Below are 15,428 nucleotides of genomic sequence, written 5' to 3'. Positions count from 1 at the left end.
AAAAGTTTTCAGGTATCAAAAGGCAGTTTCAGCAAAAGATAGTGATACGAATTTTCAACCCTCAAAAAATAAAACCCTATGACGGACTTTTTTACAAATGGTATTTTACCAAAGCGCTACAGGTTCAGCTGCTTTTGGGCAGTGATCTTTACCTTTTTGTTATCCTCAAAGGCAACGGCCCAAACCTTTGTGCATCCCGGCATTCCCCTTTCCGGTTCAGATCTGGGCATTTTAAAGGCGCATGTGCAGGCTGGTGATTATCCGTGGAAACAGGCTTATGATATCCTCGCGGCAGACGGCAAGTCCCAACTGACTTACACTATGCAAGGGCCTTTTGCCTCGGTTAGCCGTAATCCCCATATCAACCGCAATCAATGGATGAGCGACATGAGCGCTGCATTTAACCTGTCTCTGATGTGGTATTTTACGGGTAACGAAGCCTATGCCATAAAATCAAGGGATATTCTACTGGCGTGGGCAAATACCCAAACACAATTTGTCGGAATTGAGTCGAATCTGGACTTAGGAGATTTCGCCTACGCATATGGCGGCGCCGCCTCCATCCTCAGGGGCACCTGGGGCGGCTGGACAACCTCCAATACCACAGCGGTACAAAATCTTTTTAATAATGTGTACTGGCCGGCTTCAGGTTGTGCCGGCTACGCCTTAGGTCCGGCCAACAAAGGTACCCTGAGCATAGCAGCAGGAGCGGCTATCGCCGCATTTTCCGACGACCCGGAAAAAGTGGCGCACGTCATTTTCCTGATGAGATACATAGGCGCCACCGGTTTTAAAAATACACTACCCAGCGGACAAAATGGCGAAAGCGGCAGAGATCAGGGCCATTCACACGGCATGTGGTCTTCCCTCGCTTTTGCAGCAGAAGTTTTATGGAAGCAGGGCCTGGACCTTTATACTGAACTGGATAACCGGTTGCTTGCAACAGGAGAATATTTTTCCCGGAAAAACGCAGGTGAGCCTATCGGATTTGTACCTTTCGGCCCTACTGACTGGTATTATTTAACCGATGAAACCGGTGTCTGGGATGGAGGGAGATGGGGACTCACCCTGATACATGGCGCCTACATAGTGCGTAAAAAACTAAGTTCCGCTTATGTATCGAAGCGGCTTACGGACATACCCAGACGATTGGACCCTGTATATACCTGGTTTTATAAGTCCGAGGACAATTCCACAGCCGTTATCCCGCCACAAACCCAGATTGTTCCCGCACCCGGGAAAGTGGGCGCAGGCGGCCTGACAGACCTGGACATCGGGACCGCTTCACCGGCAGGAAGCAGCTCCTACACCAATAATGTCTGGACTGTAAGAGGAAGCGGCACCGATATATGGACACATGCTGCCGATGGCTTTCACTTCGTTTATAAAGAAGTGACCGGGAACTGTTCCATCATCGCCAGGGTGGATTCGGTTGGAGGAACCGCAGCCAATGCACGGGCAGGGGTAATGATCCGTTCTGACCTGACTTCCTCATCTGCCCAAAGGGCATGGATAGCTGTAACTCCAGGAAAAAAGGGGGAGGCATTTATGCATGGTTGGACGGAAGTAAGGGCCGGCGCCAACTGGGAAAAACAGTCCAGGCAGATTCCGGGTATTCCTTATTGGGTAAAAATTGAGCGCATCGGAGATATGATTACCACCTACTACTCTCCGGACGGCGCCAGCTGGGCGGTAGAAGTAGAAGGAAGATTTGCAGGCTTTAATGGCAAGGCATATATCGGCCTGGCTGTTTGCTCTATGGCCAATGGCGTGTTGAACACATCTGCTTTCAGTAATGTAAGCGTGACGGGCGGACAAGGAGGAGTGATCACCATACCGGAAGCACCACATTCTGTATATGCATACGCAGGAGATAACCAGGTCCGGGTGCGCTGGCTTTCCTCCTTCGGCGCGGAGCACTATACGGTTAAACGGGCCACTTCGGAAAATGGAACGTATACTACCATTGCGTCTAACCTGTCCGTAAATAGCTTTGTGGACGAGCATGCAACGAATGGGCAAATATATTATTATAAAGTTTGCGCTGTAAACGCTGCCGGCACAAGTACTGACTCCCCCGCTGATGCTGCCACTCCCAAAGCGCCATACGTACCACAAACACTCAATGGCCTGTACCGTATTATAGCAACACATAGCGGTAAGGCGGTCGAAGTGAAAAACGGTTCACTCGCCGACAGCGCCTTGCTGGGACAAAAGACCTATTCTTTTTCAACTAACCAGCATTGGATAATAACGCCCAAATCAGGTACAGACTACAAAATAATTAACCTGCTGAGCGGGAAAGCGATGGATATTGCAGGTAACGCCACCACAAATGGCGCAGGAGTAGAACAACGAACCTACTCGGACACAGATGAGGCCCAGGTTTGGACGATCAGAGATCGTGGAAACGGTACTTTTAATATCATTGGAAAGCCAAGTCAGAAATCGCTCGAAGTCCCGGGTTCCAATACCGCGGATGGAGTGACAATGACCATTAACAGATGGCTGGATGGCGCCAACCAGATCTTCAGGATAGCGCCGGTCACGGGGCCGGAAATGGACAGTGTCTATCATAAAAAACTAGCCGAAGCCCAAAAACTACGTGACACCACAGTGGTGACCACCACTAATGAGCTGGGTAAATTCCCGGTAGCGGCCAAAGCACAGTTAAATGACAGCATTACCTATGCGCAGTCAGCATACAGCCCACAATCGACCGTTACGGAGGTTTCCAGCTATGTGGCCATTCTGGAAAATGCTATCAAACGATACAAGGCGTCTATGTACTATGGAATGAATACGCTGGCCGATGGGAATTACTACCTCCAGCCGCGCTACAGTGATTCATTATGGACCAGGAACAACACCAATACACCATCCTTTGCAACAGCGGATTCCGATCCCCTGCTTCAGGTCTGGAATGTTACCAGACAAGGGAATGGCAGGTATAAAATTATATGTCTCAGCGCACCAGCGTCTTTTAGCAATTATATCAATGAGAGCGCACAATTTGGCCGCAGCGTCACACCCTACTCGGATGCCTGGAATTCAATGAATATTTACTTTGACGGGACGTCCTATGCGATCCAAAGAGCGCAATCAGCCGGAAATGGCTATTGGTACATCAATGGAAATCAAATAAGCTACATCGTTGGAAGCGATAATGATCCTGTTCCCTATAGCTTCCCGTTCCGTTTTGTACCCGTGGGAACTGTCCCCATCAATCTCTCTGTTGCTGCAGGCGACGCTAAAAACATCCTGGAATGGGACGCTATCTTCAATTCCACTTACAACATACAGCGCTCGGAAACGCCAGGCGGGCCTTATATCACTATTGCCAACCAGGGTAATACAAAATTTACAGACACCTCGGTCAATAATGGAACAACTTATTACTATATAGTTGCATCGACAGACAGTACTGCTCTAAGCCCGGAAGTGGCGGCATTGCCAAACACAGGTCAGATGACTTATCTGAAATTTGATGAAACCAGCGGAACACGCGCTATCGACAGCTGGGGGGCAATGCACGGTACATTGGCGGCCGCAGCAACGAGGGCATCCGGAAAGAATGGAAGCGCCCTTAAACTAAACGGTACGGCCAACGCCTACGCGACATTGCCGGTAGGCATCGTCAGTACGTTATCCGATTTTACCGTTTCAGCGTGGGTAAAAATGGAGGCCATGGCCAACTGGATGAGGGTGTTCGATTTTGGTAACAGCACTTCACAATATATGTTTCTTTCAGTTCAGGCGGGCACCACCACAGTAAATAACGTAAACTCATCGGTAGTCCGCTATGCCATTAAAAATGGAGGAACAGAGTTGAATGTAAGCGCCCCTTATGTTTTCCCGTTAAATACATGGGTGCACCTGGCCGTAACCCGGTCAGGAGATACTGCCCGGCTGTATATCAACGGCGCTTTGGCATCCGGCAATACAGCCATCAACATCAGGCCGTCACAACTGACGCCGGCGGGCACTACTACGGGCACCGCTTTAAACTATCTGGGCAAGTCTCAATTCTCTGATCCCGTCTTCAATGGTTCCATTGATGAATTTAAGATCTACAAAAGGGCGCTTAGCGATGCAGAAGTAGCGCTCACTGCATATACGCCACCTGCCGCACCTGCAAATCAGTCCTTTTGTTTCGACCCGTCAGGCGCATACACCGTACCTCCGTTAACTACGGCCGACACCCAAGGCTCCGCTTCCATAACGTATAGCGTACGTGGAGCTACCTCACGAACAGGAATCGGAGCAGATGCAAGCGGCGCATTCAATACCGGACAATCAACCATTACCTGGACCGTGACCGGCGTATATGGCAATGTGACTACCGCGTCGACTACGGTAACCGTAAATACAGCAGTAACCACACACATTCCTGATGTCTACCCGGTAAGCCCCGCAGCGGATGCGAAGAACACCATTTATACCGGTTATGGACCAGCCTCGCTGGCTGTGACTGCAAATACCTCCGGCGGCGCCGCACCGTACAGTTATCAATGGAGCAGCGGACAAACCACCCCGTCTATCAGTGTAAATACCGCGGCAGCATACACGGTTGTCGCCACCGACAGTAAAGGATGTTCTTCTACCGATTCTGTTACCATTAAGACACTGGATGTACGTTGCGGTATCAATAGCAACAAGGTAATGGTCTGCCATAATAATCAAACAATCTGTATTTCTTCAGATGCTGTGAAAGTCCATTTGGGCCACGGCGACCACCTGGGCGGTTGCGCAGCTTCTGCCGGCCTGTTCGGCAAAGAAAATGAATCGCCCGAAACAGGCAAAGCCCATGTTATCGTATATCCCAATCCGGTTACTGATGTATTGAACATACAAGTAAGCGGCATTGAATCCGGAACGGTTGCAGGCATATATAATCAGCAAGGGTTGCCGGTAAAAAAACTGGTGATTACAGGAAGGTCCCAGACCATCTCCATCCGTGGTTTAGCCGCAGGCACCTACTATCTGCAAATAAATAAACAGGGAACGTCCATTACGAGAAAAATTGTAAAACAATAATTCAATGGCAGATAATAGTCTTCCACCATTGAATAGCAGGAGTCATTTCGGTACAAGGACGGTGGCATTCCAGCCACCGCCCTTATACCCGGAAAACGCCTGAAAGTATGCGCTCTTTATGCCATTAGGCTGTCTAACTTCATTATCCTTAAAAAAACAACATGAATGAAAATTGTAAAATCTATTATTTCTCTCGCGTTTTTTTTATTCATACAAGTGAAAGGAACAGCAACTGCTCCTTTACTTGCTAATGACACCACCAACACTTCACATCAAAATCAAATTGACCTCAACGCCAAACAGTTTTTGCTCTTTTCCTATTTTACGGGGCAGGCGGGAGGGGCTCATCTGGCTTTGAGTACCGATGGCCAGCATTGGAAAGAATTGAATGCCGGCAGGCCCGTTATCACACCGCAGGCAGGCCCGGAGAAATTGATGCGTGACCCCTCCATTCATCAGGGCAGAGATGGCATTTACCGGATGGTGTGGACCACCGGCTGGAAAGGAAAAAGCATCGGCTATGCGGAGTCGTCGGACCTGATTCACTGGGAGCAGCAAAAAGCGATCGAAGTTGGTAAAAATATAGACAGTACCAACAATTGTTGGGCGCCTGAAATTTATTTTAACGATCTGAAAGGTGAGTACATGATTTACTGGTCCTCCAATATCGGCCCATGGAAAAAAAAGGACTCCGAAGGCAGAATATACTACGTTACCACAAAAGACTTTAAAGTATTCAGCGAGCCGAAAATACTATTCAGAAACGGTTCCCCTGCTGGTGGCGCACCCGGGAACGATGGACCGATAGATGCATTTATCTTAAAAGACAAAAATAAGTACATCCTGTTTTATAAAAAAGATGATAACAGCCGGGTACCCAATATCTATTATCGTACCGGGAAAACGCCGGAAGGTAGCTGGGGAAAAGAATCCGGCCCTATCCGGCCATCAACAGGCGATGAAGGCCCATCGGTCTTAAAAATTGGTGACTGGTATTGCATGTTCACAGATCCTTTTGAAAGTGATAATGCTTATGTATTTGTGAGTAAAAATTTAAAAGACTGGCAAAGAAAAGTAACAGACCTGAAAATGTCTCATGGGACCGTGCTGGAAATATCGAAGGAAACAGCTGTCAGACTACTTAAACAGGACAGTATTATGCATCACCATACAAATTTAAAAGAGAATATTCAACGGAAAAACCCCTTTGGCCATGCGTTAGTTCCGGACATGATTGCCGATGCCAGCATCCAGGAAATAAACGGGACCTTCTATTGTTATGCGACAACTGACGGGTATGGTCAGGGCTTAAAAACATCGGGGCCTCCGGTGGTATGGAAGTCCAAAGATTTTGTTCACTGGAGCTTTTCAGGCACTTATTTCCCGGCTGCTGTCGGCCAGAAATACTGGGCGCCCAGCAAGGCTGTTGCTGCCAATGGAGCGTACTATATCTATCCAACGGTGAATGGCTTTATCTATCCGGCCGTTGCTGACTCTCCTGACGGGCCATTTAAACTGGCAAAAGGAATCGACAGCTTTTCCGCAACCTTCACGCCGGCCACCTTATTGCCATCCAAAAACAACAAAGGGCCGGAGGGAATTGATGCAGAAGTTTTTATTGACGATGACGGACAACCCTATGTTTTCTGGCAGCGCCGGTTTGCAGCAAAGCTGGACCGGAACATGGTTGCCATCGATACTGCTTCTGTTATTCAGATTATTACAAAGCGGAAAGGGTATTCTGAAGGCCCTGTTTTCTTTAAACGAAAAGGAATATACTACTACCTGTACACCCTGGGTGGCGATGAAAAATATCAATATGCTTATGGCATGAGCAGAACATCTCCGATGGGCCCGTTCGAATTCCCCGATAATGACATTATAGCCACTACCCATTACGAAAGGCACGTCTTTGGCCCCGGGCACGGTTGCGTATTTAATGTACCGGGTACCGACAACTACTATTTTGCTTATCTGGAATTTGGCCGCAGAAGCACTAACCGGCAAACCTATGTGAATAAGCTGGAGTTTAATGACGACGGGACCATCCGTCCCGTAGACCTGACGCTCAGCGGAACAGGCGCTCTTCACCCTGCGCCGTCAGAAAAAGAGATCGATGTTGTCAATTCAACAACATCCAGCGTTCGCTCCGATATGATCATTCAACCGATGAAGGATTCTTTGTTTAAGAGAACAGAATCTTTTTCCCCGTGGTTCGCTTTTGATCATGCAAATGGCTCAAGATGGATGGCCGCCGCTGAAGATTCAGTCCCCTGGATGATTGCCGACCTGGGGAAATCACAACCTGTGAAACGCAGCGAAGTGTATTTTGTCCGTCCAACTGCGGGACATGCTTATGTACTGGAGTACTCTGTCGATGGCAATACCTGGAAGAACGGTGGAACGCATCAACAGGTAATGGCACAGTCGCCGCACGAAGACAATCTTAATATTAATGCGCGCTATTTACGGGTGAAAATATCAAGCGGGATCAAGGGTATATGGGAATGGCACATTTACTAAAAAATAAACGATCAAATTTTCAGATGAATCGGATCATATTTATACCGATGTTGCTTTGGTGGCAATTATCAGGTATCTGTTCGAACGCCCAAATGCATGGAAATTGGGGAGACCAGGGAAACGGAACTTATGTTAACCCGGTTATCCCCGCAGACTACAGCGATCTTGATGCCATACGGGTAGGTAATGATTATTACGCCATATCCTCTACCATGCAGTTTTCGCCTGGCATGGTAGTAATTCACTCCCGGGATCTCATCAACTGGGAAATCATCGGCCATGTGGTGGATGACCTCACCAGCATCAGTCCGCAAATGAACTGGGACCGGATGAATTGTTATGGCAAAGGCATCTGGGCCGGCTCCATCAGGTATTATAAGAACAAATTCTGGGTGTATTTTGGCACGCCCGATGACGGCTTTTTTATGAGTACCGCCACCCATCCCGCCGGGCCCTGGGAACCCGTTCACCAACTATGGAATGTAAACGGCTGGGACGATTGCTGTTCATTTTGTGATGACGATGGCCAGCTTTATTTTATTGCTACGAATTTCGCCATTGACCCCAAAAATAAAAAAAAGTACAACATTCATTTATTCAGGATGACACCTGACGGGAGAAGCCTCGTTTTGGAATCCGATTCCATCGTACATCAGTCTCACGGCAGTGAAGCGAACAAACTCTATAAGATCAACGGGCTATATTACCATTATTTCAGCGAAGTAAGAACGGAAGGCCGCGTGATGATGATGGCACGTTCCGAAAGCATCTACGGTCCGCGGGAAATCAGGCAATTAAATCATGTTGATCAAAAACTTGACAGAGAGCCTAACCAGGGTGGATTACTGCAAACACCGGCAGGCGACTGGTATTTTCTCACCCATCATGGCAGCGGAGACTGGGAAGGGCGTCCTGCCAGCCTTTTACCTGTCCACTGGACCGATGGATGGCCGATCGTTGGCAAGCCGGGCGCCGACACAATAGGGCGTATGGTTTGGAGCGGGGAAAAGCCCATATCCCGCAAAAGAAAAATTTCCCTTCAAAGCAGCGATGGGTTCAATACCGGAAAGTTAAATGTACAATGGGAATGGAACTATCAACCACGACCCGGCAAATGGTCGTTTACAGCGCGCAAAGGTTTTCTCCGGCTGTATGCTTTTACGCCCATCCATTCAAAGAAACAAACAAGCGTTATTCTGCGGGCAGGCAACACACTCACCCAACGCAGCATGCGTACGCCCAACAATGTAGCCTCCCTAAAAATCGATATCAGCCATATGGCTGATGGCCAGTTCAGTGGATTAACACATTTTTCGACCACCAGCTACAGCTTATTTGGGATCCAACAGGAGAAAGGCGTACGGACTTTAGTATATGACAACAACGGAAAGACCACTTCGGGTATCACCGTCGGTGAAAAATTTATCTGGCTCCGGTCTTCATGGGACTCCAACGGTATCAGTCAATATGCTTTCAGTACTGACGGAAAATCCTATAAGCCGTTGGGAAGTACTTATCAACTGACCTGGGGCAGCTACCGGGGAGACCGTATAGGAATTTTTAATTTCAACACGCAGGAAGACAAGGGATATGTGGATATCGATTGGTTTCGATACGATTACAGCCATTAGTCCTCTTTTTATTTACTGCGCAATGGGCCAGCTATCCGTACGGAAAGGACCGACAGGTAAACCTTCTAAAGAAAAAATATTACCGATCGCTGTGTTGGAGAAGCCATATCTCACTGATACCGGCTTCTCTACTTTATGGCTCCATACAATCAGTGCATCTTTTTCCACCTTCGCGGATGCTTCATGGAAAACTTTGTCGGCACCGGCCACGTATAGCGCCACCGGTACTTTGCCATTAATCCGGAGAGAGGTGGGGACGTTACTGAAACGGAGCACCGCTTTGTTTTTGCGGATGCTTATTGCTTTAAATGAGGGACTTTTCCAGGTAAATCCGGTTTTACCGTAGTTCTCTCCGAGCGCCCAATTGGCAAGCCTGTTACCTACTGTTCTTTTATCTTGCGGATGAATGTCCTTTACGTTGTCTGTCACGTCGTACACTACTACCATTCCGGTGCCGGAAAGGGCGCTGCTGCGGGTCTGTGCCTCACGAAGCAGTGCCGCCTCATTTTCCTTTTCGTAGGTAAACGGCGCTATCTGAACATAATAAAAGGGGAGCTGCTTATGCCACGCATCCCGCCATGACTGTATCATGCCGGTGAACAGCGGAGCGTAGGTAGCCGCGGTTTTTACATTTGCTTCGCCCTGATACCAGATAACTCCCTTGATGTTAAAATTGAGCAGCGGTGCTATCATCGCATTATAAGCATAGCCTGGTTGATGCGGCCACCAGGCGGCCGGGGCCAACTTAGCGGCTGCTTCTGAAAGTTGTGGCTGGTCTTTCACAAGATGTTCCGGCGCCCACACTTCTGCCGGTGTTCCGCCCCAGCTGGCGTTGATAAGACCTACCGGTACACCCAGTGACTGCTGTAGTTTCACCCCAAAAAAATACCCCACCGCGCTGAACGGCTTCAGACTGTTGCTGTCGCACACTTCCCAGGCTCCGGGACAGTTATCCTGCGGACATACAGCCGTAGTTTTCGGGATGTTAAAAAATCTGATATTATTGTTGCTGCAAACAGGCAGTTCCGCGGCTATTTGCCGGATACCATTATAGTAGCTGTATTCCATGTTTGACTGTCCGGAGCACAGCCATACTTCACCTATAAGGATATTTTTCAGTACAATCTCATTAGCGCCTTTCAACCTTATTTCATAAGGTCCTCCTGCGGCCGGCGTATGTACTTTCACAGCCCACTTTGCATCTCCGCTGGTGGTGACAGTAGCTGTTTTGTTATCCCAGCCCGTGTAAACGGTAATTTTTTCGGAAGGGTTGGCCCATCCCCACAAAGTTACACTGTCGTTTTGCTGTAACACCATGTTGTTGCCAACGAGTGACGGCAATCTGATAGCGGCGTGGAGTACGGTAGGCAGCAGAAAAAGAAAGAGTCCGTAAAGGAAGTATTTTTTCAACATCGCGGTTAGCATCTTATTGGTTAAATATAAAAACTATAATTATAAACGGTAAACAAGAAGGGAAAACAGCTATTTTTCATTTCGAGATCAGAAAAAGTGAAAAGCCGGTGGTATTGTCAATAACCTACAAAGCCCTGAGGAGCCGGACCTCCATGATACCCGGCGTGGTCCTGCCCGAAGCGGCCATGAAAGTTACTTTTACAGTTCCCCCGGAAATCATCTGACCGGGGATATCCACTACCGCGATTTGATCGTTCTTTTCACCGCCGGCCTGACCGCATAGTTCCAGCAGGCATTTGTTTCCGACGACTACACTGCCACAATCGTCCACATTTAGATAGCGGTAACGGACATACAATTGATGTTTCCCTGTAGCAGCGGTCTGCAACGTATAAGCAAACGAGTGTTGTGCCACTCTGAAGTGCTGGTCACCCGAAACACCTGCACTACTGCCGCTGTCTTCCAATTGATGGTCAACCTCAGGCTGTTGTTCACCGGCATACACCCGGTCAGCCGTCAGGCTGTCCAGGCGTGGACTTTCATCACCCGGCGACGCCTGCGCTTTACGGCGGTCTCCCTGGCCTGCATAAGCCCAGTAGAGGATATACCGGCTGTCATGTATCCGGTAAAACGGTACCAGTTTAAGCTGCCGGAAGGCTGGCCCGGAGATAAGATTATTTGCAGTAAACTCCAGCGCGCGGCCTGTACGTTGCAACCTGACAGGGCCGGGGCCTTCCAGTTCAAGTACAGGTGCAGCCTGCAACGGCCGCAGGGGCCCGCGGGCAATGTGGCCCCAGCGGCCGGTATCCGCATGCAGCCCAGGCATATTGAGGGTATCTGTTGCAGCGGCGAGTACCACAGGCCCATACAAAAAGGATACCCACTGACTGCCATCCGGCAGGCCTTCGGTACGTGCTTCCATAGGAAGATGGACTTTCAGTTCGTCCCCGTTTTTCCACGTGCGGCGGATAAACATATAACCTGACGCACTCATAGCCGGGATGACATGTTGTCCGTTAACAGTAACAGTCATACTATCTTTTATCCATCCCGGCACCCGCACTGCCATCGTTATGAGCTGTGGCCTTTTTAAAGTTATCCTCAGCAAAGAGGCATCTTCCTCCGGAAACCGGGTTTCCTGAACCAGCGTCATCGATTTGCTTTCCCATTGTAACACCGAGGGAATAAACAGATTTACATAGAGCGAGTCATTCGAATGAGCATAAATCAGTTCTGTATATTTTCCATGATTTTCCAGCCCTGTCCCCACGCAACACCACATGGCATGCTGAGGGGTGGAATATACCCTGTAATGCATGGGACGTATGGGAGTGAAATATACGAAACCTCCGTTGGGATGCTGGGAGGAGAGAATATGATTATAAATCGTGCGCTCATAATAGTCCATAAACTTACGGTCAGGACTATGCAGAAAAAGCAGCCTGGTCAGTTTTAGCATATTATAGCTGTTACAGGTTTCCGGACCCTCGGGGCTTTCCAACATAGACCGGAAATTGTCGGCAGCATGAAAATGTTCACGTACGCTGTTTCCGCCTATAGAGATGCTCCTGTGCGATACCACCGTATTCCAGAAGAATGCCGAAGCGTCTTCCAGTGCGGTATCATGCCCTACCATCCCTGTCCGCATAAAGCCCACCACTTTGGGGATCTGAGTATTGGCATGCAACCCCGTAAGCGCATCGATATGCCTGCCAAGCGGTTCGAGCAGTTTGCGGTGAGTAAAACGCCTGGCCATATAGAGCCAGCTGGTATCGCCGGTTTGCTCCGCTACCGCAGCATAAATTTCGTTCATCCCTCCAAATTCCGTTTGCAGCATCAACTGCATCTGTTCATCGCCGAGATTGGCTGTTACCTCCCTGCTCCAGCGGCAAAGCCGCAATAACATATCACGGGCCTGCGTGCTGGCCGTAAGCGTCCAGGCGTCCAACAGGCCGTTCATTGTTTTGTGCACGTTATACCAGGGCACCCATCTTTTCGTGACTGCATCGCCATTACCTTCCGCCAACTCCTTCCAGACTTTTTTCCCATCCGGAATACCGCCGAGGTATCCATTACCGTTCTTCAGCTGACACTGTTCCAATTGGTCAAGCATATAATGTAGCCGGTGGAGAAAAACTTTCTTTCCGGTTGCGGCAAACATCAGCGAAAGCGCCGACAGGTAATGTCCACCGATATGTCCATCCAGTCCCCCGCTCTCCCAGTTACCATAGTTTTCCTTTTTTACAGGGATACCAGCGTCTTTTTGAAAAGGAGCCAACAAACGGTCCGGGTCCAGAGACAGAATATACTTTTCATCTGTGCTCCGGGCATCCAGGAAAGGTCCCGGCAACAGCCGGACCCGGCCCGGTGCAAAAGCCTGTAATGCCCCTGGCCGGTGCTGTATAAAAATCCGTTGAGCGAACAAATAAAGGTTACGGTCCCATTCAGTATTGTCGTGCCCGTTAGTATCTACGTTCCAGACGTGGGGCATACCGATTTCGTTGAGGTATTGATGAGCTTTTTCACTGATCCTGAAAAGGCCATCTTTATTACCGCACCCTATCCAGAGCAGTTTCAACTTTTCCCGGGCAGCTTTCCTGTCCGGAATAAATTCAACATCTGTATACATGCCGCCAAACTTGTTGGTGTTAGGCGCCGAAGAAAAGCCGCCTACATAGGCAAATGTTTCCAGGTGATACAAGCCTATATTTAAGGACTGTCCGCCTCCCATTGACAGGCCTGCCAGGGCACGATGCTCGCGGTCGCTGATAGTGGAATAATGCGAATCGATGTAAGGGATGATATCTTTCACCAAATCCTCTTCAAATGATTTTCCATAACCTTCAAATCCGTCCGCTCTCCCCGACCGGCTGGACGCGGCCGTATCCGTTACCGTCAACCGGGTATCGCAGTTAGGGAAAACCATTATCACCGGCTGCATTTTACCCGCTGCAATAAGGTTATCTACCACATTATCCGCCTGGCACCACTCCGTCCATTGCCGATAGTCGGCCCCAACACCATGCAACAAATACAGCACAGGATATCTTCTGTCAGCAGTATAACCCGGCGGCGTATATACACTTAGTTCCCGGCGTTTGCCAAGCGTTTTTGACAGATATTGCACCACTGTCATTTTCCCGTGAGGAATATCATTACGCTGTACATTAAACTCCACCGGAGGATCAGGGAAAGTGGGCACAGTGTCTGCTTTTAATGTCACCTTATCTGCCTGTGCCATGCAGATATGACGGATCATCATCAATACGATCAAAATATACAAGCACCTGTTGTTCATTCTGTTTTCTTATAACGTCGTTTTACAGTATTGTTTTTTACGAGCATGTTGCCGGAACACAGGCTTAGTAAAGCCAGGGAAGCTGTTCCATCAACACCCGCTCCTCTCCTTCTTTCGCCCGGGGCAATGGCTGCCGGCGCCACCACGTCAATTGCTCCCTTTTCCATAAGCATACGGTCATGTGATTCCGGTCATACCGGCAGCTGCTTTTCAGAGAATAGTTGAAAGAAGCAATTTTTCATCCCCCGGTTTTACCCGATGGCCTTTAAAGCCAAAATAAGCTACCACCAGGAAGCAAACCAGCGGTATGATATAACCATATTGAATATTACCTGTTACATCGCTGATATAGCCAAACAACCGCGGCAGAATGGCTCCTCCTACAATAGACATAATGATTAAACTGCTTCCAAACTCGGTGTCGCCACCTAATTCCTTTATACCGAGGGCAAAAATGGTCGGAAACATGATAGACATAAAAAAACAGATACCTATGACTGTGTAAACGGTCATGATACCGGTTCCGCAGATAGCTATCATGCATAGTAAAGTATTCAGCACAGCGTATACCGCCAGCATCCTGGCTGAATTGATATATTGCATGAGATAAGTACCAACGAATCTTCCAATCAGGAATGCGAACCCGCATAAACCCAGGTAGTCAGCCGCCTCTACCTCCGTTATGCCCGCAGCCTTCGTGGCATAGAGAATAAACAGGCTAAACACACAGACCTGGGCGCCCACATAAAAAAACTGCGCAACAACACCCCATCGCAGGTGGCGATGCCTGAACGCATGAAAAATATTTTTACCGGCCACATGATCTCCATTTGTCTGGATAGCCGGCAAACGTGTGAAGGCAAAAATGACCGCTATCACTACCAATACGCTCCCTAAGACAAAATATGGCATTTTCACGGTGGCTGCTTCAGTTGCAAGCGCCAGCCGGCGGCCTTCTTCTGTCATTGCATTTAACTGCGCCGCCGTATAGCCTTTGGTAAGGATAACGCGGGCTCCTATCACAGGCGCCAGCGTAGTGGCTAACCCGTTAAATGACTGCGCAAGGTTCAGCCGTTGCGTGGAGTATGCCGGATCCCCCAGCGATGAGGCATAAGGGTTGGCCGCTGTTTCCAACATTGTCAGGCCACAGGCTATAATAAACAACGCAATAAGAAAAAACACGTACAGTTGCGTATCAGCAGCGGGAATAAACAAGAAAGCCCCCAGCGCAAATACCAGCAGGCCGGCAATAATACCCGTTTTATAACCATATTTTTTCATGATAAATCCCGCCGGCAAAGCCATCAGGAAATAAGCTGCAAACACGGCGGAATCCACCAGGGTCGCCTGAACGGTGGTCAATGTAAATGATTTCTGTAAATGCGGTATCAGTATGGGGTCAAGGTTATGTGCAAATCCCCACAAAAAAAACAGGGTGGTAATCAATACAAACGGGAATAGGGTCTTTTTCTTTGCCATATATGAGCACATTTTTTACAGCAAGTGGGGCCGGCAGACGTACACTA

7 protein-coding genes are annotated in these 15,428 nt (G+C 48.7%); 3 read left to right on the top strand and 4 right to left on the bottom strand.

Annotated features, from left to right (window positions below):
* The first annotated feature begins 156 nt into the window (after positions 1-156).
* The 3 genes from B5D63_RS07450 (at position 157) to B5D63_RS07440 (ending at position 9,191) form a co-directional block, all read left to right on the top strand.
* The gene (locus B5D63_RS07450; protein WP_159455924.1) at positions 157-5,037 is read left to right on the top strand and encodes an RICIN domain-containing protein; all 4,881 of its coding nucleotides are present in this window, start codon (positions 157-159) and stop codon (positions 5,035-5,037) included.
* Between the two features lie 165 nt (positions 5,038-5,202).
* A complete protein-coding gene (locus B5D63_RS07445; RefSeq protein ID WP_078668083.1) occupies positions 5,203-7,560 on the top strand; it encodes a family 43 glycosylhydrolase in 2,358 nt (785 codons plus the stop codon).
* Between the two features lie 92 nt (positions 7,561-7,652).
* A complete protein-coding gene (locus B5D63_RS07440; RefSeq protein WP_078668082.1) occupies positions 7,653-9,191 on the top strand; it encodes a glycoside hydrolase family 43 protein in 1,539 nt (512 codons plus the stop codon).
* A gap of 12 nt (positions 9,192-9,203) precedes the next feature.
* Here B5D63_RS07440 and B5D63_RS07435 read toward each other — a convergent pair whose 3' ends face one another.
* From B5D63_RS07435 to fucP, 4 genes are all read right to left on the bottom strand, one after another.
* Positions 9,204-10,616 carry a sialate O-acetylesterase gene (locus tag B5D63_RS07435; RefSeq protein ID WP_235021478.1) on the bottom strand — a complete coding sequence of 471 codons (1,413 nt, stop codon included), beginning with the start codon at positions 10,614-10,616 and terminating at the stop codon, positions 9,204-9,206.
* A gap of 112 nt (positions 10,617-10,728) precedes the next feature.
* Positions 10,729-13,902 (bottom strand): beta-L-arabinofuranosidase domain-containing protein, encoded by a 3,174-nt coding sequence (locus tag B5D63_RS07430; protein ID WP_078668080.1) that lies wholly within the window; start codon positions 13,900-13,902, stop codon positions 10,729-10,731.
* Positions 13,899-14,069, bottom strand: a complete 171-nt coding sequence (locus tag B5D63_RS34950) for a hypothetical protein (protein WP_159455923.1) — start codon at positions 14,067-14,069, stop codon at positions 13,899-13,901. Before B5D63_RS34950 ends, B5D63_RS07430 begins: the two co-directional genes overlap by 4 nt.
* 43 nt (positions 14,070-14,112) lie before the next feature.
* Complete coding sequence (fucP, locus tag B5D63_RS07425; protein WP_078668079.1) at positions 14,113-15,381, bottom strand: L-fucose:H+ symporter permease; 1,269 nt, start codon at positions 15,379-15,381, stop codon at positions 14,113-14,115.
* Positions 15,382-15,428: the final 47 nt, after the last annotated feature.

Source organism: Chitinophaga eiseniae (assembly GCF_900167135.1).
In the GTDB taxonomy this organism is placed as follows: Bacteria; Bacteroidota; Bacteroidia; order Chitinophagales; family Chitinophagaceae; genus Chitinophaga; species Chitinophaga eiseniae.
Note: the sequence above shows the minus strand (reverse complement) of the source record. Positions and strands in the feature narration are given on the sequence as shown.